We start from the raw sequence: 24,736 nt of genomic DNA on the forward strand, positions 1-24,736 counted from the left end.
GTATTTATAGATTTGCTCTGTGGGTGGTGTTTCTTTAGAAAGTCCTGCATATTTTTCTCAATTTTGTACTAGGATTTAACTCATTAACTACATCGGAAAAGGTATAATTAAAATATATAGTCATTAATTGAATTTTAATTGAATTTACCATCATTTTGATGTTTTGTAATTTTTTTTTACGGTTGCATGTGTCTTTAATTTTTTTTTTTAGAATTGTTAATTTTAATTATTTTGTCTAACAAATTAAATTTTGGGTATTTTGAATCGTAATTTAAATTCGGTAACATTTTTATCATCAAATAAATATATGTTATCCTTTATATTTAAATATGCTGATTTAAATTTTTCTATTTTAAATTTTATGAATTTTATGAAAACACCGTAATAAAACAAATATAAATTAATTGAATTTAGTAAAAATAAGAGGTTTATGCAAGTTTCTCATACTAAAAAATCTAGCACCCTATATTATTATTAGGTTTATTGGATTTATTTATTGTATTTTAAATTTAGTGCTTTTTTTGAATTTGATAATGTTTAGAGTTTTATTTGATTTTTTTTTAATTGATTTTAAAATTAGTGCTTTTTTGAATTTGAATATTAATAGTGTAGGCTTTATATTTTGAATTGATTCAATTATTAAAATAAGTGTTTATTTGTGCATTTAAATAAATAATTTTAAAGATAAAATAAAAAAAAGATTTAGAAAAATTATAACATAATTTTTTTAGGTTTATAAGCTTTATTATCAAGTAAATTTTGATATTCTTCTAAAATAACATTGGCAGTTGATGATCCAAGGCGTGTTGCACCTGCTGCTAAATATCTTAAACAGGTTTTTTCATCTTTAATACCACCTGAAGCTTTCATCTCTTTTTTATTAGCTGCAGTTTTAATAAGTTGTAAATAGGTTATCATTTCATTAAATGTATTATTTCCTGTAAAACCTGTGTTTGTTTTAATAAAATCAGCATCAGTTTTGTTTATAATTTGACTAATTTTTGTAACTTGTTTTTCCTCTAATAAATTAGTTTCAATAATAACTTTTAATACTCTATCTCCAATTGCTTCTCTTACATCAGCAATTTCTTCACGTATAATGTCATAATCACCATTAACGAATGCAGGAATATTCATTACCATGTCAATTTCATCTGCACCATCTTCAATGGCAATTTTAGCTTCCAATGCTTTTACTCTTTTATCATTAGTACCTAATGGGAAACCTACAACAGTTCCAACTTTAACTTCACTATCTTTTAATAATTCTGACGCTTGTTTAACATAACATGGGCTGACTACAACAGAGTACATATTCCAGTCTTTTGCAATTTGACAAAATACTACTATGTCTTCTTTTGTAGCAGTATTGTCTAAATATGTAAAATCCATTGATCTTGCTAGTTCTTTGGGGGTTTTATTTTTCATATTTTTACCTCTTTATTTTTCCCTACTACTTTTTTAATTTAATGGGTATAATATTTATATTTTTACTTATTTTCAGTTATTTTCATTTTCTTGTTCCAATAAATATGATTGATTATTTTTAAAGAAGAACATATTCTTTAAATTTATAATGGTTTTATATTAATTTTTTTGCCATATAGGGTCCTTTTCTTTCATATCCAAATTTACGATAGTAGTTTCTTGTTCCTATACCACTAATTATTAATATTTCTTCTCTTCCATTATTTAAGGATATTTCTTCAGCTTTTTTAAGTAATTTTTTTCCAAAACCTGTGTGTTGACCTATATTTAGATTCTTTTTGCCAATATTTATTAGATTTCCATAAACATGTAATTCACGTATTAATGCAGATTTTTCTGTTATTTCCTCTCTAAATGGATTAGTTGATGGGAGTCTAAGTCTTAAAAATCCTGCAATTGACTCTTCATTTTTATCTTCAATTGATAAAAAATGTTCTTCTCCTTTGCAACATTCATATTTTTCCATAAATAATTTATAATCATTAATATTATAGTCTTCTTTAGTTTTCTTATGGCCAATTTCTCTACATCTTATGCATTTACAGTTAATATTTTCCTTTTCAAGTTTTTTGTATACAAATTCTCCAAGATTTGAATTGGATATTCCTCCCTGTATAAGTGTTGTTGGAATATCTCTTTGTATTCTCATAGTTCTAACCCATTTTGGAAGTATCTTTTTTATTTCAACAATTAAATCAACAGCTTCCTCAGTTGTGTATGGGTCATATTTGCCTTCTTTCCATAAATCGTATAGTTCACTACCTTTTGTTACAATAACTGGGTATATTTTCAACATATCTGGTTTGTAATTACTATCTGTAAAAACCTGTTTAAACATTTCAAGGTCTTCCTCAGGACTTTGGAAAAGTCCTGGCATAAAGTGCATTGCAACTTTAATTGCTGAGTCTCTAAGATTTCTGTTAGCATTTATTGTATCTTGAACTGTATGGCCTCTTTTTACACGTTCATATATTTTCTCATCTGTTGTTTGAACACCAAGTTCTACTCTTGTAACTCCCATTTTTAACATTCTGTTAATATCACTTTTCTTACAGTAATCGGGTCTTGTCTCGAAAGTCATACCTATACATCTAATTTTAGAAGATTCATTTGCCTTTTGAATATCTTCAAGGATTACAAAATTATTTGGTTTATATTGTTTGACTATTCCATTTGAGTAAGGGGAGTAATTGTTTAAAATTTCCTTATCAATATTTTCTAAATCAAGTTTTCTAGAACAATCTGTATTTTTGATTTCAACATCTTCAAGGATGATACCAAAATCTACCATTGCTTTAAGGCATTGGGATACAAACCATTCTTGATAAGAGCAATCAAGTGATAGAAACGTTCCTCCCATAATAATAAGTTCAACTTTATCAATAGGATGGCCTACATTATATAGTTGCATCAATCTATTATAACATTGGATGTATGGGTGGAATTTAAACATACGTCCCCGTAATGCAGCAGGTTCTTCACCAGTATAGCTTGGAGGGGCAGTACTACTTTCAGGACAATACATACATCTTCCATGAGGACATTTGTGTGGTTGGCACATTACTGCTACAATGGCAACTCCAGATAAGGTTCTTGTAGGTTTTCTCTGTAAAATAGGAATTACAATATCCTTTTCTTCAATACTTGCACGTTCCAATATATCTGAATTACTCATAAATTTGGATAGTTTCATATCCCTGCAAATCTGTCTTTTGGAAACCTCAAGGTCACGACGTGTTTTAATTTTACCATTTAAAATATCATCAATAATTATTCTTGAGGCTTTATCTAGATTTTTATCCATATAATCCCTTTTTAAAACCTTTAAATTTTCTATAGTCTCTTTTACTAAAAAATATTAAATTAATATTTTTATTTTACAATATTTATTATTATTTGCCAAAATAAATTATCTTAGCATAATAAAAAAATTTATAGTTAATTATTTATATTTTCATTTGTAAAATTTTAATTAATATATTGTTTAAATTAATATTTAAATAATAATTTTGTTTTAGTTTAAAATTTTTAAATGAGGATTAAGATGAAAATTAAAAGTCTTTTAGGTATGAAAGTATTAGATACTAATGCAAATGAAGTAGGAAAAATTAATGATGTTGAATTTGATATAGAAAATGGAAAAATTGATGATCTTACAATTTCTCTTAAAAAAAATTTATTAGATAAAAACAATGATATTATTGTTAAATATGACAATGTTAAAAATATAGGGGATTATGTATTATTAGATATTGATATAGCTGAAGAGTAAATAACTAATTTTAAAATTAATATTTAATAATAAAAAAAATAATGAATAGTTTATTTTATTAGGTGATTAGATGGATATTAAAGATGCCATTGGTAGAAATATTGAAATAGGAAAAACTGTTCGTTATACTGCTACAGGCACTACTGGTGAAGTTGAAGATTTAAAAATTAAAGATGATTCTTATTGGGTTAAAATCCAAGAAACAGATATGTGGTATATTGTTGAAGCAGTAGAAGTTTTATATGATGATGAAATCCTTGATAAAGAGGATTATTATAATAGGGAAGAGACTTTTGATGAAGAAAACTTTAAAGAAAAACAATCTGACTTTGGTGAGGCAGGTATTGGTGATAATGTAACTGGTGGAGGTTAACTTTATTTCCACTATTCCTATTTTTTCAATATTACAGTTTTCTAGTCTTTTATGTAATTTTTCTCTTTTTTATTAAAATTTAATTATCTTTTTTTAATTAATTTTAGGTCTATTTTTAACTAAATTCTATTGCTTTTTTTAATTCATTTTAAATCTATTAGTTAATTATCTTTTTTTAATTAATTTTAGATTCTTTTTTACAAGTTTATTATATTTTTTAATAGTTTGTTATCTATTGAGAATTATAAGTATCTGCAAATTCTTTAATTCTTGAGGCAAGTTTTGGACCAATACCATCAATTCTTTGTAGATCTCTAAGACTTGCAACCCTTAAATCTTCTCCAAATATATCTACAGCTGCTCTTGCTCTTTTTCTTCCTAATCTTTTAACACCTAAAACAAGAGGAATAATGTCTTCCTTAACACCATAATATAATCTTGCAGATAATTTATTCAAGTCATTAATATATTTATATTCTCCAAATACTTCGAAGGTATCTTTTGTGAATTTAATAAGCATGGACGCTTCAAGTGCACAACGTCTACATGATGCAGAATAAACATGATATTTATTTTCGATTTCATATTCTGTTTTTTCATTAATCCATTCCATAAGTGATACACATGTTGCTTCGGGATTTCCAGTTTCTGTTGCAAATATTCCAAGTGATGTCATTTTTTCCATTATTGGTTCTTTGTTTTTACCTGCTTTACGTGATATGAGAGGTAAATCTACAGTTTGTGTAAGAAGATAAAGTAATTCTCCAATATTAAGTTGGTCTTCAACATGAGTAATGTATTCTTTAATTTTAATTGCAGTATTTACAGCATAATTTGATTTGGCAATTAAAAGACCAAAATCAGTTGTTTTTATTCCACTTGGTGTAATTTGTAATATTCCATTTTTCATTAAATATTCAATGGATGTTTGAATTTCATATTTTAAGCTTTCTTCTGCAAAAAAACTTAAGGATTCATTTTTATTCATTTGATATCCATATAATGTTTTCTTAAAAAAATCAAAAAGCTCATCAGGATTTTTTGATATGGATGAGGCAACTTGTGCAATAATTTGTTTGTAGAATGCATCTTTATTTTCAATTAATTTAGAATTAGTGTCTTCTATTGATCCATAAACATACATTTCTTCAAGATTTTTGGCTTCTTCAGAGGTTTTAGCAAGTAGATATGAATATCCTTCCTTATCATATAATGGTCTTCCTGCTCTTCCAGACATTTGTTCATAATCAAATACAGGTATTGATTGAGGGCCTTGATTGGTCCAACGTGTATAATCACGGATTATGACTGATTTTGAAGGGAGATTTACACCATACATTAAGCTTGGTGTTGAAACAATCATCAATATGTTTCCAGCTCTAAATTCGTCTTCTATAATTTCTTTTTGTTCAGAAAACAATCCTGCATGGTGGAATACACATCCGTATTTTGCTGATTCTGCAAGACTTAAACAGGTGGTTGTTGGTCTTGAGCCTTTTCTTTTAGGAACATCAAGTAGTTTATCTGCAACTTTTTCAAATCTTTCTTTTTCTTTTTTTGTTATTTTATTTTTGATTTTACCTGCAACATATTTGGCTAGACTTTCAGTAAATCTTCTTGTTGATACAAAACTCAATGCTTGACTATTTTCTTTTTTAGCTTTTTCAATGATTTTAACAATAATATCATTTTTGCTTTTTACATTAAACATTTCATTATCAAGGACCTGTTTTTTTAGAGGTACTGGACGATAATCATGTTCTACTACTGTTGCATCTAGCCAGTTTTTAATATCTTCCATATTTGCAAGTGTTGCAGATAATGCAATTATTCTCATTGAAGGATTAATAATTCTTGCTCTTGTAATAGCACATTCAATAGTAGGTCCTCTAGAATCTTCGCCAATCATATGGAATTCATCAACTACAATTGAGTCAATATCTCTTAATACATTCCAGTTGTAACGTGTTAGTGTATCGAAACTTTCAAAAACCATTACTGCCAAATCACTTGAACTTGGATGGCGACCTACTTTTATTCCAAAGTCTTCAAATTTTTTAAATTCCTTAATTTTTTCATTTTGTATTGAAACTAATGGAACTGCATATATTGCTTTTGATCCATTTATAAGACTTTTCAGTAAACCAAGTACTCCTAGTACTGTTTTACCACTTGCAGTTGGTATTGCAATTATATAATTAGACTTATCATCAATATATCCACTGTCAAGTACTGCTTTTTGTGCAGGATTAAATTCTTCAATATATGGATAACTTGCATTAATTATTTCTTTTATATTTTCATCTAGATTTTCCATATTAATCAGCAGTTTTTTTATAATAATCTATTCTAAAGAATATATGAAGTATAGGTAAGTCCTTATGAAAACTATTATTTATTAAACTTCAAACCATATCTTTTAATTCAGTTATTAAAATTAATTAAATTTAATAAATTATTTTATTTTATTAAACATATTAAAGTTTAATTTAAATTAATTTCCTTATAATTTTATTTTTATTATTATATTTATATTTTATTAGTTTTTTTCTTTTTTTATTACTTTAATATTACTTATATGCGTATTAGGATATTGACCATCAGAATCTTTTTCAACAGCTTTAACCATATCCCATATTGTTAAAAGTGCAACACTGCAACCAGTAATTGCTTCCATTTCAACTCCAGTTTGACCTTTAGAGTTTACACTCACTTTACAATTAATATAATCTTCCTTTACATCAAATTCTATGTCTATGCCAGTAATGTTTAGAGGATGACATAATGGAATAATGCTGGATGTATTTTTTACAGCTTGAATTCCTGCTATTTGGGCTGTTGTAAGTACATTTCCTTTTTTGATTTCGGAATTTTGAATTTTTGATATAGTTTCTTTTTTAAGGTATATATTTCCACTACTAATAGCCTTTCTACTCTGTTCTGCTTTAGCTGAAACATCAACCATATGTATACCATTTTCGCTTAAGTGAGTAAATTCTTTATTATTATTCATAATTTCACTTGTTCAAATTTTGATTTATAAATATATATTTGATAAAATATTAATTTTATTTTTTATTTTTTTTCAATAGTTTTTATATTTAAATATTATATTTCTTTTTCAAATATTTTTTTAATATAAGTTTTAAAGAAAGGATTTTATTTAATTAAATATATAATATAATTCATTGAATTTGTAGGGGATTTAATGTACACTGCTAAAAAAATTGTAAAAACAGTTAAGACAAGTGATTATTTATCTGATTATGGTAATGTTAATTCTAATTTAAACTATTGTATGCAATGTCCTAATTATAATAAAAACTGGGCATGTCCTGTATATGATTTTAATGTAGAAGAGGTTATAAAAAAATTCAGAAATCTTGATATTTATGCGGTTAAAATAGATTTTGACAAGAGTGATGTTGGAGAAAAATTGCCGGGTGAAGCTAATGCCATACTTAAAAAAAGTTTAAATAAAGAAAAACGTCTTCTTCACAATGAATTGCTATCTAAGGAATCAGCTCGTCATAATTCAAAAGCACTTATTCCAAATCAATGTAAATTATGTAATGGTTGTAGTAGAATTACTGGTGGAAATTGTGTTTATCCAAATAAAAGCAGATATTCATTTGAAGGTTTCGGTGGAGATTTAGAAAAAACAGCATCTGGAATTTTTAATATTCCGATGAAATGGGTTATAGATAGTAAAATACCGGAATACACAATAATATTCGGTGGTTTATTATATTAATTAATTTTATTTCTTTTTTATAATTTATTTTATTTTTATTATTTTTTAATTTTTAATTAATTCTTTTTATTTAATTGGAGTTTATCAACTCTTATTTTTTCTTTTATTTTTTTATCTTTCTTTAATATATTCTTTTTATAGAGTTAGATTTTATTTTTCAAGTATTATGCATTTTATATTAAAATCATATAATTTTAGTTTATTTTATCTCATCATAGGGTATTTCCATTTTTGAAAATACTTTAGCTCTTTCTCGTGCATTTTTTGAAAATTTATTTTTTAAATCTTTATCTTGAAATACTTTGTCAATAGCATTAGCTATAGACTGATTATCTTCACTATTAATTAATAGTCCAACATCTGGTGTAATGATTTCAGAAATACCTCCTGTATCACTTCCAATAACTCCTTTTCCACATGCAAGGGCTTCAATAAGCACGATTCCAAAACTTTCACTATGTGAAGGTAATATTACAATATCTGAGGAGGGGATTATTTTTTCAATATGACTTCTTGCACCTGTAAAATAAATATTATCTATATCTTTTGCCATCTCTTCTAGTTTTTTTAATTCTGGACCTTTACCTACAATTACAAGGTTATAATTAGTTTTGCTCATTTTTTTAGCTTTAATTAAACCATCAACATTTTTACGGTCAATTAGATTTCCAATAAATAATAATATTGGGTAGTCATTATTAAGTCCATAATCTCTTTCAAGCTCTTTTTTAAAACAATAATCTTCACTTGGTTTAAATGTATTAATGTTTACTGCATTGTGATGTATTCTAATTTTATCTTTTAGTCCTTTAAGAGGGATTTTTAAGATATTTTCTTTTAATGCTTCACTTACAGCAAGAACAACATCTGCTTTTTTAAGCACTCTTTTTATAATTGGATGGGTAATAGATTTATTATTATATAATTCGAAGATATCTGATCCATGTGATGTAACATATGTTTTTGTATTAGTGTTTTTACCTACTTCTGTTGCAAGTAGTCCAGCTGGAGCTAGGTAATGTCCGTGAATTATATCAATATTTTCTTCTTTTACAAGTTTTTTTAGGGTTTTTTTACCATTTAAATAAAATCCAAGTCCTCTTAAACCTGGTATGTTTATCCCTTTTGTTCCTATAACATGGATTCCATCAATGTCTTTTATATCCTTATGAGGGTATGTAATTACATATACTTCATGGCCTTCTTTAATTAGTTCTTTTGCAAGTGTGTGTATGTGTACACCTACTCCTCCAATATGTGGTGGGAATTGACCAACCATTGCTATTTTCATTACATCACCTTTTAATTTAATTTATTTTATATTTTATATTTTATTTAAATAATTAAATTAATAATCATTACTCTTTAAAAAGTTGTTTATTTAATTTTTAAAACTATCTTTAATTAAATAATTATCATAATTTGAATTTAGTATATGGGATTCCATATCAACTATAATCACATTTAATTTAATCTTAAATCTGTCTTGAACTCTTTGTCTGATCGCATCAGCAATGCTGTCCAGTACTAAAATATCCAATTGGGACTTTTTAAGTATATCAATAATTTCTTCTGTGGTTTTGCATGAATATACTTCTTTTATAATCTCTGTAGAACCACCACATAAACCTGTGTGTGCTGCAAATATTTCTCTACGTCCATCTGCCACTGCATGTTTAGTATTGAATATTCCGCCTGCAAGTTTAACCAGTTTTCCAATATGGCCAACTAAGGTTAAATGGTTAATTTCTCTTTTTGAAGCCTCTTCAAACATAAATCCTACAAAGTTTGTTGTCTGTATTACCTGGTCTTTATCAATGTCTAGAATATTGTTTGCAATTTTCTCTCCAATATTGCCAGGAACAAATACTATCTCATCAAAGCCTTCAGCAACGGCAACATCTAGAGGTATTAAAAGTGAATCTTTATAAGCTTTTGTACTCATAGATCTTGCAATACCTGTTGTTCCAAGTATACTTATTCCTCCAACAATTCCAATACGAGGATTCATTGTACGTTTTGCTAGTTTTTCACCATCAGGAATTGTTACAGTTATTATTGCAAGTTTATTTTTAGGTACATACTTTTTTAAATTATCTTTAATCATCTTTCGGGGAATTGGATTGATGGCATATTCTCCAATAGGTATTTGAAGACCTTTTTTTGTTACCTTACCAATTCCTCCTCCAGATTTAATGATTACATTGTCATTTTTATCGATTAAAGGATTAGTATAATCAACAGTATATTCACTAGAATTAAATAGTTCAACTGTTGTAATTATTTCAATATTAACAGTAACATCAGGATCATCATAAGGATATTTATGTGCAGATGAGGAAGCCTTATTTTCCCCAATCAACTCACATCTGTCTAAAAATATATCTAACCTATCGGTAGGTGTATTAATTTGAACAATAGATATTTCTTCACTACTTATTATCCTTTTTAAACTTGCAAGAGCAGTTGCAGTTGCAATGCTTCCAGTTGTAGGTCCAGATTTATATCCCTTTTCCTGATTATTAGGGTTCATAAATTTTAATATGTATTTTTAAATATAAAACTTATATCTTTTCTTTATTTATAAAATAATTTGAGAATTTATAAATCAATCATTATTCATTGTATAAACCATATTTTCAAAGTATTTATTATTATGAATTTCAAATAATTTATTAACTTATTTATCCTAATGATTATATTGTATAATAGGTTTGAAATTGCTCAGGAATTTGCTAATGCTATTGATTCAGATGAAATTATTAAAATGATATTATTTGGGTTTGTTGCACGTGGAGATGATAATGAGGAATTGGATATTGATATTTTAATTGTTATTCATAATAAGAATCATGAATTGGAATCTATTATTAGCAATATTGTTGTAGATTTTATTCTAGAAAAAGAGGAAATTATTTCGCCTCATATAATGACTGAAGAACATTTCAATAAAACAAAAGATTATAGTTTTCTTAAAAATGTAATGGATGAAGGGGGTTATTATATGAATATTGAAGAAATTAATGGAGTCATGGATTTAGCAATTGAAGAATTAAGTATGGCTCAAAAATTGTTTGATGCTGGAAAGTATAGAGGGTCTATAACTCATTCATAATATGTGATGTTTGATGCTCTAAAGCTTTATTACTTACTCATAATTTTGTCAGTAAAAAACATGATACAATTTTGACTCAATTTAGTAAAGATTTTGTTCTTGATGGCGATTTTAATCAGGAAATTTATGCCTATTATTCTAATGCTAAAAACCTTAGAAGGAAATCTAGTTATGATTTCACAGTGAATTTTGATAAACATGAGACATTTGATTGTTTAATTCAGGCTGAAAAATTCATAATGGAAGCAAAAAAATTTTTGTAAACTATTTTAATAATTTACTTATTAATTCATTTTGTTTTATCTTTCATACTTGAATATAATAGTTAAATTAAATTATGTAAATTAAAATTAATAATAAATAAAATATCTAATCTTATATTTTTTATTTTAAAAATTAAAAAAGATTAAATTAATTAAATGATGAAAAAATTAGAGAAAATATTAAAAATTAGAGAAATTATTAAATTTATTGTAAGCGATCTAGTAATTCAGGTAAACTAGGTGCACCAACAAATTCAATGTGATTGTCAATAGCAATACTAGGTACAGCCATAATTCCATAATTTATAGCTTTTTCTCTGTTTTCTTCATCTTCAACATTACAAATCTCAACTTCTAAATTAGGAATTTGGGATTTTGCTTCTTCAACTACCTGTACTGCACCAGGACAGTGAGGGCAGGTTGATGATATAAATACTTCTACTTTTGTCATTTGTATCACCTTTAAAATTTTATAATATAATAATCATTTAATGTTTTTAATTTAAAATTAATATTAGATTTAACTAATAAATTTATATTAATTTTCTTAATTGTATAAAGGTTTTATAAATTAATATTTAAAGTTTACTAATTATCTGGAAATTTTTTATAGTTTATTGATATTTTTTTTATAATATGTATTTTTTGAATAATTATTTTCATAATTCAAATAAGTTTTATATTATCAAATTAATATTGTTAATAAATTATTAAATTTTTACAATAATTCTTATAAAGCATAATACATATATTTTATTTAATAGGAAAAATACTCAATAAGAAGTAATATTCAATTAAATTAAGTGGCATAATATTCATTAAATAATTTAGTAGTACTAATGTATATTTTATTTAATAAAGCGGTGATTTCTTGAAAAAAACAGTTGTATCTCCAGGTTCAGCAACTATAATAAATGCAATTTCTACAGGATTTGGTTCTGCATTTGGAATTGATTTGAATATTAAGGCTTCAGTTAGTGAAAATAATACTGGAGAAATCATATCTAAATCTGATATTGGTGCAGATACTAAGCTTATGGACATGTGTGCAAGTGCAGTGATTGATTATTATGATGTGGATTGTTCTTTAACTATTGGAACTGAAACTAATCTTCCGATGGGATCTGGTCTGTCTAGTAGTAGTGCATTATCAAATGCAGTTTGTAAAGCTGTTTCATCCTTTATTGCAGAGGAATTTGAATTAAAACCATTAGATGATTATGAATTATTGAATTTGGCTATTGACACATCACTTGATGCAAAGGTAACTATTACAGGTGCATATGATGATGCTTCGGCTTCTTATTTTGGTGGTGTGGTTGTATCTGATAATTATAATCGTAAACTATTGGTTAAAGAAAAGTTTAAAGAATCTGATATTTTAATATTTCTTGTTGATAAGAACTCTTTAACGATAGATGTTGATGTTGAAAGAATATCTCTTATATCTTCAATGGTTGATTTGGCATATAAACAGGCTTTAAAGAAAAATTATTTCAAGGCACTTAACTTAAATGGTATTTTATATTCCAGTGTTTTAGGTTATGATTCTAATATTGCTATTGAAGCATTATCTGCTGGAGCATTAGCATCTGGTTTGTCTGGTACTGGATCTGCTTTTACTGCTATTGTAGATGATGTATCAATTGATAGTGTTAAAGAAGCTTGGAGTCAATTTGAAGGCGAAATTATTCAAACTAAGGTTAATAATCAAGGAACTATTCTTTTATAATATTATTGTTTTTAATATAGATATGAAAAACTTGCAGAGGAATTTGGAATCAAGGATGAGGATTATTTCCTAACAAGTGTTGAACGTTTTAATATGTTGGAAAAATCAACATCAAAGCATAATACAATCAATAAGTTTGTTACTGGTTATAATCCTAATCGTTACATTGGAAATAAAACTCAATCGATGGATTTTTATTAATTAAAGAAAATAAGTTTGTTTTTATGGAAATTGATATTTGGTAATTGGATTTTCATGGTTCTCTTTTGTATTTGCTATCCTAATTACTGTCGGATTTTTTGCAGGAACTATTGATGGAATGTTCAACGCTATTATGTCTGGTGCAATTACTGCAGTTGTTTTAGGTTCTATGGAAAATTCTTTGGTGGAATTTTTGTATGGTGCATTTGTAGCTGGGGTTTATAAAGGATATTTTGGAGGGCACATTGTAATTCTAATTATAACAGGTATTATAATAGGATATTTATCCAATGCATATCTTAAAGAGCCTATCCGTGGGATTGTTGATAATTTAGGTATCTCTTGGTTATAATTTTTTTATGTTTCATAAATTAAGTATTTAAAGAATTAAATAGAACGTTGGAATCTAAAATTTCAAAGTTTCTATAACAATTCATAATTTAAATATTTTCTTTTAGCAAAGTAAATTCTGGTCTTTATATCTAAATTTAATCTGTGTTTTATATTATCTTAAAATAAATATTATCGCATGATTTGAATTTGGATATAAAGACATTTTTTATTAAAATAACTGATTTTAAATAGTATTTTTATATACTATCTTTTATGAATATACTTAATAATAAAAATAAGAGTATTTATGTTCATTTTTATTTTAAAAAATTCAGATTTCTAATCTATTATTCATCTTATTATCTTACTTTATTTATAAAACTTTTATTTATCTTTGAATTTTTATAAGTAATTAAGGATTTGATTTTTCATTAGCTTTTTATTTTAAGGTTTTATAAAATCCCATAAATGAATGTAAAATACAATATCTTTAAATATAATAAAGATACATATTTAATTATTATTATAATTATTACAATTTATGGAGATTTTTTCATGAAAGAAGAAACTAAGAGAAATTTGTTTAAGAGTGAAGAAGAAGCTCAAAATGTCCTTAAATCTTCTAGAGAAAAAATTGATAAATTTGATAATGATTTAATTAATATAATTTATGAGAGAACTTCTCTTGCAGATAGTATCGTCAAAGCTAAAACTTATTTAGATATGGATGTCTATGATGAAAGTAGAGAAAAATTTGTTTTTCAAAAAGCTGAAAAATTAGCTATTGAGAAGAATATTGATCAAGATAAATTAAATCAAATTATGAAAGTATTAATTGATTTAAGTAAAGATAGACAAAAGCATGTCTTAGATAATTTAGAATAATACAATTTTTTACTTAAAAAATATGGAGGAATGATTATGGGAAATATAAGAACTACATTTGTTAAACGTATATCAAAAGAACTTATTGAAAATCATAGTGATTTTACTACTGATTTTGAAACCAATAAAAAATTAGTATCTGAATATTCTACTGTCAGTACTAAACATTTAAGAAATAAAATTGCTGGATATATCACCAGATTAATGAAATTACAAGAAGTACAAGCTTAAGTTTTTAACTTAAACTTACTTTTCTTATTTTATTTGATTTTTACACTTTTTCTACATATTTTTAGATTTTTTTTATTAAATTGCTATTTTTTTTATTATTAGGTGGTATAATTAAAGATAAAATTTTCATGGAAAAAGAATTTTTTGAAAAGCTAAGCAAACACTGTATGGATTTTGGTTTAGGTTTAAATGAAGTTTTATTTGAAAAAATCTTTTATATCATTAATAATAATCTTCCAATTTTAAAATATGAAACTCCTTATAAAGTTAAACCTGTAACTATTTATTTGACTGATGAGATTCTTGCATATTTGGAAGAGTTTACCCTTAAAAAAAATATAAATAAAAGGGATGTTTATTACACTGCTATGAAATCATTGGAAGAGGATGATTTAAAAAATGCTGATGATTATTGTAATGATATTATCAAAACGGAATCTCCAGATAATGATGTAAAAATCAAGGATAAAAACAATATTAAATCTAATTTAAAACATAACACTAAAGGCCATAAAAAGGACACCTCACTATTAAATAAAAATAATAAAGTAGATAAAAATCCAAATAGTCAAAGGTCTTATAGTGAAAATGACAATATAAAATCAGCTGATAGTAGAAGCTCTGATAATTTTAAAACTAAAAAAGCTAAAACTAAAAGAACTAAAAAAACTAAATCTAAAAAAGATAAAAGAACTAAAAAAACTAAAAATAATAAGAAAACAAGTATTGATGATAATAATATTTTATCTATGAAAACTGATTTGGAAGGTAATATTTCTATTGAAACAATTACTAGTGAGGAGTATAATCTTAAAAAGTTAAAAAACAGCAAAAAATCTAAAAATTCTAAAAAAGATTTTTCTCCTAGAAAATACCTTTCTAGTTTTGATTCTAAAGAACATCTTTTCTCAAAATATGGTCCTTTAATAGAAGAATATGAAATGGAATATAAAAACAATAAAATTAATAGACTTATTAAAGACTTTGATAAAGATAAGGATTTGGAATTATTCGATGGGAAATTTAAAACTGTCAGTATAGAGTCTATGTCTTCTAGTTTAAAGAACGAATTTAAAGAAAGTTCAGATTTTTTTAATAATATCTGTGGCCACAAATTAGATGATTATCAAAGACTTGCTGCAATTGTCGATGATGATAACCTTCAAATCATTGCAGGGGCAGGTACTGGCAAAACATTAACACTAATAAGCAAAGTCAAGTATCTCATTCAAAGCAAAGGAGTAGATCCTAGAAGAATCTTATGTTTATCTTTCAATACTTCTTCAGCTCGTGAATTGCGAGAAAAGCTTGAAAATGAACTTGGAAGATTTATTGAAACAAAAACTTTCCATTCATTAGGTTTAAAGATTATAGGTTCATTTGATAAAAATATTAAAAGTCGTTCAATGGATTATGATAGGTTTTTTATAGAAAGGTTTAAGAATTCATTGACTATTAATGAAATGGAAGATATGATAAAATTAGGATATGATATTTTTCACATTTCAAAATATGCCTTTGAAGATTTAATTTCAAGTCGTAAAAATTTATCTAAAGAGGACAAAATAGTTGAGGAGTATAATTTTGTTTTATCACAATGTCCTCTTCCAGGTTTAATTGAAGATTTTATGGAAAGCTTTAAAAGGAAAAATTATTCTTTTGATCAATTCTATAGCTTCTACACTGACCCTTATTATTTTTCCATTAATGATTACTCTAAATCTACCATTGAAAATAGACATAGGTTTTTAGATATTGTATCTAAGTTTTTCCTTGAATATGAATTATATTTACTTAAAAATAATATGGTTGATTTTAGTGATATGATTAACAAATCTATTGGTCTTGTGGAATTATTAGGTTTAAAATATAGTTATGATTATATATTGATTGATGAATATCAGGACACCTCTTATCTAAATTATAAGCTTATTAGGGCTATAAAACATAAAACTAATTGTAAGATAGTTGTTGTTGGTGATGATTGGCAGTCTATCTATGGATTTAGAGATACTAATATTGAATTGTTTACTGAGTTTCCTAAATACTTTAAAAATCCTACTATTGTTTTTACAAAAGAAACATATAGAAATTCTCAGGAATTAATTGATGTTGCAAGTAAGTTTGTTCTCTCAAATAATAAACAAATCACAAAGAATCTAATTTCTAATGTTTCTGCTGAAAATCCTCCAATCAAGGTTTCATATATTCATGGTAATGACAAATCAAAAAATGATATTTTATCTAAAATTATTTTTGATTTAACTGAAAATTATCCGGGATCTACTTTATATATTTTGGCAAGAAATAAGGATATTATAAAAAAATATTTATCAAAAAATAGTTTCAATGGAGAAAATCTTAAACAAATAGGCAAATCAAATAATTTAAAGATTATTTATCCTGAAAATTCCCACATTAAAGATAGTGATAAGTTAGATATAAACTTTAAAACGATTCATGCTTCAAAAGGTTTAGAGGCGGATAATGTCATAGTCCTATTAGATGATAAGTTTCCAAGTACTAGAAGTAGTCATTCACTTTTAAATTATGTTTCAAGTGATTATGATATTTCAAGTAAAAAAGTAAATGAAGAGAGAAGATTGTTTTATGTTGCACTCTCAAGAACAAGAAACAATGTTTATATAATTTCTGAGCTATTTAATAAGTCTGATTTTATGAGAGAATTAGAAGACTTTTGGGGCTTGAATAAGTTTAAAAATAGTTTTGAGATTTATTATAATTGTGATGAAGATGAAAATTAATTTTTATCAGTTTTCAAATAAAGATGATAGTAGAAAATAAACATGCTATTAATTTATTTTATTTTATTTTATTATTTTATTATATGCTTTCAATTATTTTCATTAATAAAATTCAATAGTAATATATTCTTCAATCTTTTCAAAATATCAAATTTAATACTTTTTTATTTTAATCCTCTTCAATATCTTCAAATAATAAAATTCAAGATTATATTTTTTATAACTTTTTTAGTTAATTTATTAGCTAAATGAAAAATACAATTTATTTAGTTAGTAGTTTAATGAAATAAATACAATTTTTTGAGATTAAATTTTAATATTTTATAAAAATATATTAATGTGTATATTTAAAATTTATAAATGTATAATATATGTGTGTAATAATTTTTTAAAAATTATTAAATTAATAATAATTAACTTTAAATTTTTTATTAAATTTTTAGATTATGGTGAATTCAATGGAATTAATAGTGGCAAAATTTGGGGGAACCTCTGTTGGAGATGGTTCCAGAATAAAAAAAGCTGCCCAATCTGTTGTAAATGAATATATGAAAGGTAATCAAGTTGTAGTTGTAGTTTCAGCTATTAACAAAACTACAGATGATTTGATTCAGGTTGCAGAAGAAGCTATAGGGGATATTGCTTCTCCTCAACAGATGGCAGAAATATTATCTATGGGGGAAATGACAAGTGCAAGAGTAATGGCATCAACCATAGAATCTTTAGGTGTAAAGTCAACATTCATTGACACTTATAATGAAGCATGGCCAATTATAACTGATAATAATCCATTGGAAGCAAATATTAACTTTGAAGCTTCTGAATATCAATCAAAAAAACTTGCTCAACTTCTAGAGCAAGGAGTCATTCCAGTAGTATGTGGATTTTTGGGTAGAGGTCCAAATAATCAAATTACTACTATTGGTAGAGGTGGCAGTGATGTAACTGCTTTCTTTTTAGGCCATGCTCTTAGTGCAGATGAAGTTGTTATTGTTACAGATGTGGATGGTGTAATGAGTACTGACCCTCGCAAAATTGAAGAGGCTGAAAAATTAGATAAAATTTCTGTTGAAGAAATGAGGGATATTGCACTACATGGTGCACAGGTTTTACATCCAAATGCTTTAAAATTTAAAGATCCTAATATTAGTGCTAAGATTATTAGTTTTGAGAAAGGAAATCTTTCAGATAAAGGTACTGCAATTATTGGTCCTTTTGAAGGAGATTTATTAAAATCAGCTACATTATATCCTGAAGAATTATCTATTATTGCAGTAGTTGGAGAACATATGATAGAATCTAAAGGATTGCTTTCTCAACTTACAAATATTCTCTCAGAAAATAATATTAATATTTATGGAATTTCTGCAGCTGCAAATTCAATGACTGTATTTGTAAGTAAGAAAAAATCTGATAATGCACATCATTTATTACATCGTCTTGTTGTTAATAATGATAATTTATCTTCACTTTCAATTGGTAATGATATAGCTATGATAAGTGTTATTGGTCCTGAATTTAATGTGGAAACGCCAGGTATAATCTCTGATATTACAAGACCATTACACAAAAATAATATTAATATTGTAGAAATCTCTTCTTCACAAACAGCTATTATATTGTTTGTTGAATGGAAAGATGGTAAAAAAGCACTTGAACTTATTAAGGAGGTTTTAGATGAAATTTGAAGGAACTGCTGTTGCAATGCTTACTCCTTTTACATCAGATATGAAAATCGATGAAGAAGGTTTTAGGGAAAATATAAATTTTTATATAGATAATGGGGTAGAAGGTTTAGTTGTTTGTGGTACTACAGGCGAATCTGCTACATTGACTCATGAAGAACATAGACAACTTATTGAAATTTTTGTTGATGAAGTAAATGGTAGAGTAACTACAATTGCTGGTGCAGGTAGTAATGCTACAGCTGAAGCTTTAGATTTAGTAAAATTTTGTGGAGATGCTGGTACAGATCAGGCACTTGTAATCACTCCTTACTATAATAAACCACAACAGCACGGTTTAATTGAACATTATAAGGCTCTTAATGAGGTTTCTGATATTGATATTATTGCATATAATGTACCATCACGTACTGGACTTGATATTGCATCTGAAACTATTGTGGAACTTGCTAAATTAGATAAAGTCACTGCTGTAAAAGAAGCAAATCCTAGTTTAGATAAAGCAAATGATACTATTTGTCTTTTAAAAGAAAATGGTTTATATGATAATATTAATATTTTATCTGGAAATGATGGTCTTACATTACCATTAATTTCAATTGGTGCTAAAGGAGTTATTAGTGCTTCTGCAAATGTAGATCCAAAAAGAATGGTTGATATGGTACATCTTGCAATGGAAGGTAAATATGATGAAGCAAGAAATTTACATTATCAAATGATTCCTTTAATCAATGCATTATTTATGGAAACTAGTCCTGCTCCTACTAAAGCGGCTTATCATATGATGGGTAAACCCGCAGGAGATTTAAGACCACCTCTTGCACCGATTAAAGAGGAAACCAAAAAAGTTTTAAAGAATATTCTTAAAAAAGACGGATTTATTTAGATTTTCCCCCTTTTATTTATTTTTTTTATTTTGATTTCTAAATTTAATAATAATTTTAGTTAATAATTTTTTAAGGAGATATAATATTATGTTAAAAGTTGCTGTTACTGGAGCTGCAGGAAGAATGGGTTCAGGTATTGTTAGAAAAATTACAGAACAAGATGATATGGAAGTAGTTGCTGCTATAGAACTTCCTAACACTCCTCTTGAAGGAAAAGATATTGGTCTTCAAGTAGGTATTGGTGAATTAGGTGTTCCAATAACTGGTTCTGAAAAATTGGAAGAAACTCTAAAAGAAAGTCAAGCTGATGTGTTGGTTGATTTTACTATTGCACCTGCAGCTGCTCAAACTATTCAAATTGCTAGTAAATGTGGTGTTAATTTAGTAGTTGGTACTACTGGATTTTCTCCAGAACAATTGGAATCTAATTTAAAAGCTGTAGTTGATAATAATATTAAATCAGTTATGACTTATAATTTTTCTATTGGTGTTAATGTGTTCTTTAAAGTTATCCGTGATTTAACACCTATATTGAATGATTTCGATATTGAAATTATTGAAGCTCATCATAATCAAAAAGAAGATTCTCCATCTGGAACTGCTGTTACAGCTCTTAAAACTGTATGTGATGCTTTAGGACGTAATCCTGAGGAAGTTGCAGTTTATGGAAGAGAAGGTCATGTAGGTAAAAGGACAAAACCTGAAATTGGTGTCCATGCTATACGTGGTGGAGATATTACTGGAGACCACACAGTACTTTATGTAGGTGATGGTGAAAGATTTGAAGTAAAACATACAGCACATAAAAGGGAAGTATTCATTGCTGGTGTAATTAGGGCTATTAGATATATTCCTAATGCAGAACCGGGTAAAATCTCAGATATGTCTGATGTATTAGGTATTTAGATTTATTTTTAGTTTAATTATAATTTAGACTAATCTTATTTTATTATTTATAAAAATTATTTTTGTAAGTGAGTTGATTATATGGTAAATGTAGGTGTACTTGGTGCAACTGGAATGGTTGGTCAAAGATTTATCCAACTTTTAGATAAACATCCTGATTTTGAGATTACTGCTCTTGCAGCTTCTTCAAGGTCAGCGGGTAAACGTTATGAAGATGCAACAACTTGGTATCTTAATGAAGCAATGCCTGATTATGTAAAAGATATTACTGTATGTGAAACATCACCTGATGCTATGTCAAATGATGTAGATATTTTATTTTCATCACTTCCAACAGAATTTGCAGCTAAAGTTGAACCGGAATTTGCAAAAGATTATGTTGTAGCATCAAATGCAAGTGCTATGCGTATGGTTGATGATGTTCCTTTAGTTATTCCAGAGGTTAATCCTGAATTTTTAGATTTAATTGAAATTCAACAAAAAAACAGAGGATGGGATGGTTTTATTGTAACTAATCCTAATTGTTCTACAATTGCATTAACTTTAACATTAAAACCTATATATGATGCATTTAAAATTAATAAGGTTTATGTTTCTACTATGCAGGCGGTTTCTGGTGCAGGTTATAATGGTGTTCCATCAATGGCTATTGTTGATAATATTATTCCATATATTGGAAATGAAGAGGAAAAAATGGAAAGTGAAACTTTACATCTTTTAGGTAACTTAGATGGAACTGATGTTGTAAATGCTGATTTCAGTTTATCTGCTTCTTGTCATAGGGTTGGAGTAGTTGATGGTCATACTGAGGCAGTTTTTGTCGAACTTGATAATGATGAAAATATTGCAGATATTAAAGATGTAATGTCTAATTTCAAAGGTTTACCTCAAGAATTAGATTTATATTCTGCTCCTAAAAATCCTGTTATTGTAAAAGATGAAAAGGATCGTCCACAACCTAGGTTAGATAGATTGTCTGATGGTGGTATGGCAGTAACTGTAGGACGTCTTAGAAAAGATGCATCTATGAATAATAGTTTTAAATATATATTAGTAGGTCATAATACTGTTAGGGGTGCTGCTGGAGCTTCAGTTTTAAATGCTGAACTTATTAATGAGAAAATACTTTAATTATTCTCATTTCATTTTTTCTTTTTTTACCATTATTTTATTAATTCTTATTTTTCTTATTACTTTTTCCTTAATTTTATTAAATAACTTTAAATACTATTAAAATATATATCAATTATAAATAATTCTATAAAATTTAATCTATAAAATTATTTTATAGTAAAATATTATTAAATTTCAAATTTTATAATATTTTTTATATTAAGATACATTAATTTAATATTTTTAACTTTAAAATTAATTACTTTATTGAATTTTTTTTTAAAGTTTTATATTGGTTAAATTTTAAATTTTTATAATAATAATCATGATTTTTTATTATAAAGTTTTGTTGGGAGAATATAATGGTTTTTGACAGTTATGAAAGGGAGACTCTACAAAAATTAGTTAGATCTTGTTTATTAGAGATAAATAGACTTAAAACTGATTTAGCTGCAGCAGAAAAACAACGAGTCAACTTAGAAAATGAGAAAATTCAAATTCAACATGATGAAACTGTAAATGAATTACAGCTTAATTTAACTGATAAGGAAAATGAATTGTTAAAACTAAAAAGTGATTTTCAAGATGAAATCAATAATCTTAAATCATCCATCAATGCAAAGGATGAAGAGATTAATATTAAAAATAAAATAATTCTTGATAATGAAAATCTTATCAGTAATCAAGATGAAAAAATACGTAAATTAAGTGAATTTGATAATAACATTAAATCAGTTAGAACAGCAATTGAAGCTGATATATCTTCTATTAAGTCTTCTCTTGAAGAAGTTTTAACTAATTTTCAACAAGGGGAAACTTTAAGTGATGAGAAAATTCAAGAAAAAACTGATATTATCAGTCAAAAGGACTCAGAAATCAAATCACTTTCAAAAAATATTGAAGATTATAAAATCCAAATCATTAACCTACAAAACCAACTTGACTCTAAGGATAGTTTCATTGAACTTAAAGAGGAATTAACTAATACAAAACATGAATTATCTCAAAAAAATGAAGAGCTTGATAGTTTAAAAGAAGATTCAGTTTCCAAATCTGAATATGATAAATTAACAGAACAATTAGAAGATTTAAGAGAATTAATTAAATCTAAAGATTCAACTATTCAAGATTTACAAAAATCCAATGATAAACTGATTACTCTTCAAAATGATTTAGATTATGCAAATGAATTATTGTCTTCAAAAAGCCAGGAATTAAATATAATCAATGAAAATCGTGTATCATCTGAAGAATATTTAAAAATAAAAGCAGAATTAGACTCTACAAATAAAAAATTAGAATCTAAAGAAAATGAACTAGGGTCTTTACTTTTAAATTCAATTTCTAAAGAAAAATTTGATAATCTTCAAAAAGAATATGATGAATTTAAGAAAACTGCTGTGCCTAAAAAATCTTATGAGGAATTAGGCGAAGAATTAACCAAAATTCGTCAAGGTACTATAGATAAAGATTCCTATAATGAACTTAAAGATGAATATGAGAAATATAAATCTCAATCTGTTTCTAAAGAGGTTTATGATAATCTTAACGAAGAACTTGAAAGTTTAAAAGAATCATCTGTTTCTAAAGAGGATTACACTAATTTGGAAATTGAACTTCAATATGTCAAAAACAATTCCATCTCCAAGGAAATGTATGACGATTTATTGAATGAATTAAATAAATATAAAGCAGGTTCTGATGAAGGTGAAACTTATGATGAACTTGTCAAGGAATTAAATTCTTTAAAATCCAATTCAATTTCTATTGAGGAATATAATAGACTTAAAAAAGAAAACTCACTTAAAGATAAGAAAATTGATCGTTTGGAAAAAATTAAGGATTTATTTTCCGAACTTGAAGCTCAACATAATAACGATTTGAAAAACTTAGAACAATTACAGTCTCAAATAAAGGATATTGAATCTGGTAATGTTAATGGTTCTTCAAATACAAATATTGAAAATGAGGATCTTAGAAAAGAACTTCAAGAGAAAGACGATAATATTAAGGAACTGGAAGAAATAAAAGATTTGTATCATAAATTGATTATTCCTCCTAAACCTGATTTGACTTCATTCCAATCTCAAGTATTTAATTTAATTCCAGATGAACCTTTGACTTCCGCTGAAATCCATGAGTATATTAAAAATGTTGCTTTTGATAAGATTTCCATTGGAAGTATTGAGAATATCTTGAAAAAATTAATTAGAAAAGGATATGTTGAATCTCATGAAAAGGATGATAAAGTAGTTTACACTAAAGTTGCTGATAATAGTTCTAATGTAAATGAATAAATTCTTTTCAATAATTTTTATCTTTTCTTTAACTTTTTTTAATTTAAATTTTTTTTCATTTAATATCCTTTTTTATATAATTTAATTTATCTTTTTTATCATTCTTTTTATATAATTTAATCTATCTTTTTTTTAATATTTTTTATATAATTTTATTTAATCTTTCTTTAATCTTTTTTATTAAATCTATTTATGTATATTTTAAGTATTAATAGCTAATATAGCGTTTTTTGTAAATCTTTATGTTTTAATATAAAATTAAAACACAATAATTAATGATTAAAACTTTAAATGTCATATGAAATTTTTTTATTTTTTAGCTAAAACTTAATAATGTTTTATTAGAAATTTATAATTAATTTTTATACGATGGTATATTATATATATTCCAAATAAATTATTTTTTATTATTTCACAATGACTTTTTTAAATTTAA

The 24,736-nt window shown here is 26.0% G+C and carries 22 protein-coding genes and 1 pseudogene; 16 read left to right on the plus strand and 7 right to left on the minus strand.

Annotated elements, in window-relative coordinates:
- Positions 1–711: 711 nt before the first annotated feature.
- Positions 712–1,428: a deoxyribose-phosphate aldolase gene (deoC, locus tag QZ146_RS00005; RefSeq protein ID WP_295721213.1), complete on the minus strand. Its 717-nt coding sequence runs from the start codon at positions 1,426–1,428 to the stop codon at positions 712–714.
- A gap of 154 nt (positions 1,429–1,582) precedes the next feature.
- The gene (locus QZ146_RS00010) at positions 1,583–3,292 is read right to left on the minus strand and encodes a tRNA uridine(34) 5-carboxymethylaminomethyl modification radical SAM/GNAT enzyme Elp3 (RefSeq protein WP_295721214.1); all 1,710 of its coding nucleotides are present in this window, start codon (positions 3,290–3,292) and stop codon (positions 1,583–1,585) included.
- A 240-nt stretch (positions 3,293–3,532) separates the two neighbouring features.
- Between QZ146_RS00010 and QZ146_RS00015 the strand changes: the two genes are divergently transcribed.
- A complete protein-coding gene (locus tag QZ146_RS00015) occupies positions 3,533–3,760 on the plus strand; it encodes a PRC-barrel domain-containing protein (RefSeq protein WP_295721216.1) in 228 nt (75 codons plus the stop codon).
- A gap of 70 nt (positions 3,761–3,830) precedes the next feature.
- Positions 3,831–4,133 (plus strand): DUF2098 family protein, encoded by a 303-nt coding sequence (locus QZ146_RS00020; protein ID WP_295721218.1) that lies wholly within the window; start codon positions 3,831–3,833, stop codon positions 4,131–4,133.
- Between the two features lie 232 nt (positions 4,134–4,365).
- On the opposite strand, the gene QZ146_RS00025 is transcribed toward QZ146_RS00020, so the two are convergent.
- Complete coding sequence (locus QZ146_RS00025; protein WP_295721277.1) at positions 4,366–6,459, minus strand: DEAD/DEAH box helicase; 2,094 nt, start codon at positions 6,457–6,459, stop codon at positions 4,366–4,368.
- 213 nt (positions 6,460–6,672) lie between these two features.
- Positions 6,673–7,146 (minus strand): cyclic pyranopterin monophosphate synthase MoaC, encoded by a 474-nt coding sequence (moaC, locus tag QZ146_RS00030; RefSeq protein ID WP_295721221.1) that lies wholly within the window; start codon positions 7,144–7,146, stop codon positions 6,673–6,675.
- A gap of 195 nt (positions 7,147–7,341) precedes the next feature.
- On the opposite strand from moaC, the gene QZ146_RS00035 reads away from it, so the two are divergent.
- A complete protein-coding gene (locus QZ146_RS00035; protein ID WP_295721223.1) occupies positions 7,342–7,887 on the plus strand; it encodes a DUF2284 domain-containing protein in 546 nt (181 codons plus the stop codon).
- Positions 7,888–8,086: 199 nt separating this feature from the next.
- On the opposite strand, the gene QZ146_RS00040 is transcribed toward QZ146_RS00035, so the two are convergent.
- Together QZ146_RS00040 and cbiD are read right to left on the minus strand one after the other, a co-directional pair.
- Entirely contained in the window at positions 8,087–9,178 is a 1,092-nt protein-coding gene (locus QZ146_RS00040) for a glycosyltransferase family 4 protein (protein ID WP_295721225.1), read from the minus strand.
- 90 nt (positions 9,179–9,268) lie between these two features.
- Positions 9,269–10,420, minus strand: coding sequence for a cobalt-precorrin-5B (C(1))-methyltransferase CbiD (gene cbiD, locus QZ146_RS00045; protein WP_295721227.1), 1,152 nt, complete (start codon positions 10,418–10,420; stop codon positions 9,269–9,271).
- A 159-nt stretch (positions 10,421–10,579) separates the two neighbouring features.
- Between cbiD and QZ146_RS00050 the strand changes: the two genes are divergently transcribed.
- A complete protein-coding gene (locus QZ146_RS00050) occupies positions 10,580–11,002 on the plus strand; it encodes a nucleotidyltransferase domain-containing protein (protein ID WP_295721228.1) in 423 nt (140 codons plus the stop codon).
- 71 nt (positions 11,003–11,073) lie between these two features.
- Positions 11,074–11,265, plus strand: coding sequence for a hypothetical protein (locus QZ146_RS00055; RefSeq protein ID WP_365316083.1), 192 nt, complete (start codon positions 11,074–11,076; stop codon positions 11,263–11,265).
- 205 nt (positions 11,266–11,470) lie between these two features.
- Here QZ146_RS00055 and QZ146_RS00060 read toward each other — a convergent pair whose 3' ends face one another.
- Entirely contained in the window at positions 11,471–11,716 is a 246-nt protein-coding gene (locus QZ146_RS00060; protein ID WP_295721230.1) for a thioredoxin family protein, read from the minus strand.
- Between the two features lie 420 nt (positions 11,717–12,136).
- Here QZ146_RS00060 and QZ146_RS00065 point away from each other — a divergent pair, with 420 nt between their 5' ends.
- The 11 genes and pseudogenes from QZ146_RS00065 (at position 12,137) to QZ146_RS00110 (ending at position 24,300) form a co-directional block, all read left to right on the plus strand.
- Positions 12,137–12,997 (plus strand): shikimate kinase, encoded by an 861-nt coding sequence (locus QZ146_RS00065; protein WP_295721232.1) that lies wholly within the window; start codon positions 12,137–12,139, stop codon positions 12,995–12,997.
- Between the two features lie 18 nt (positions 12,998–13,015).
- A pseudogene (locus QZ146_RS08795) lies at positions 13,016–13,233 on the plus strand (zinc ribbon domain-containing protein); the annotation flags it as partial.
- A 2-nt stretch (positions 13,234–13,235) separates the two neighbouring features.
- Positions 13,236–13,550 carry a hypothetical protein gene (locus QZ146_RS00070; RefSeq protein ID WP_295721234.1) on the plus strand — a complete coding sequence of 105 codons (315 nt, stop codon included), beginning with the start codon at positions 13,236–13,238 and terminating at the stop codon, positions 13,548–13,550.
- 536 nt (positions 13,551–14,086) lie between these two features.
- Positions 14,087–14,416 (plus strand): chorismate mutase, encoded by a 330-nt coding sequence (locus QZ146_RS00075; RefSeq protein WP_295721236.1) that lies wholly within the window; start codon positions 14,087–14,089, stop codon positions 14,414–14,416.
- Positions 14,417–14,452: 36 nt separating this feature from the next.
- Positions 14,453–14,647: a 30S ribosomal protein S17e gene (locus QZ146_RS00080; protein WP_295721238.1), complete on the plus strand. Its 195-nt coding sequence runs from the start codon at positions 14,453–14,455 to the stop codon at positions 14,645–14,647.
- A gap of 128 nt (positions 14,648–14,775) precedes the next feature.
- Complete coding sequence (locus QZ146_RS00085) at positions 14,776–17,412, plus strand: UvrD-helicase domain-containing protein (RefSeq protein ID WP_295721240.1); 2,637 nt, start codon at positions 14,776–14,778, stop codon at positions 17,410–17,412.
- Between the two features lie 458 nt (positions 17,413–17,870).
- Complete coding sequence (locus QZ146_RS00090; RefSeq protein ID WP_295721242.1) at positions 17,871–19,100, plus strand: aspartate kinase; 1,230 nt, start codon at positions 17,871–17,873, stop codon at positions 19,098–19,100.
- A complete protein-coding gene (dapA, locus tag QZ146_RS00095; RefSeq protein WP_295721244.1) occupies positions 19,090–19,983 on the plus strand; it encodes a 4-hydroxy-tetrahydrodipicolinate synthase in 894 nt (297 codons plus the stop codon). Before QZ146_RS00090 ends, dapA begins: the two co-directional genes overlap by 11 nt.
- A gap of 88 nt (positions 19,984–20,071) precedes the next feature.
- Positions 20,072–20,890: a 4-hydroxy-tetrahydrodipicolinate reductase gene (gene dapB / locus QZ146_RS00100; RefSeq protein WP_295721246.1), complete on the plus strand. Its 819-nt coding sequence runs from the start codon at positions 20,072–20,074 to the stop codon at positions 20,888–20,890.
- Between the two features lie 81 nt (positions 20,891–20,971).
- Positions 20,972–22,021: an aspartate-semialdehyde dehydrogenase gene (gene asd, locus QZ146_RS00105; RefSeq protein ID WP_295721248.1), complete on the plus strand. Its 1,050-nt coding sequence runs from the start codon at positions 20,972–20,974 to the stop codon at positions 22,019–22,021.
- Between the two features lie 344 nt (positions 22,022–22,365).
- Positions 22,366–24,300, plus strand: a complete 1,935-nt coding sequence (locus tag QZ146_RS00110; protein ID WP_295721249.1) for a hypothetical protein — start codon at positions 22,366–22,368, stop codon at positions 24,298–24,300.
- The last annotated feature ends 436 nt before the right edge of the window (positions 24,301–24,736 follow it).

Source organism: uncultured Methanobrevibacter sp., from assembly GCF_905235195.1.
In the GTDB taxonomy this organism is placed as follows: Archaea; Methanobacteriota; Methanobacteria; order Methanobacteriales; family Methanobacteriaceae; genus Methanarmilla.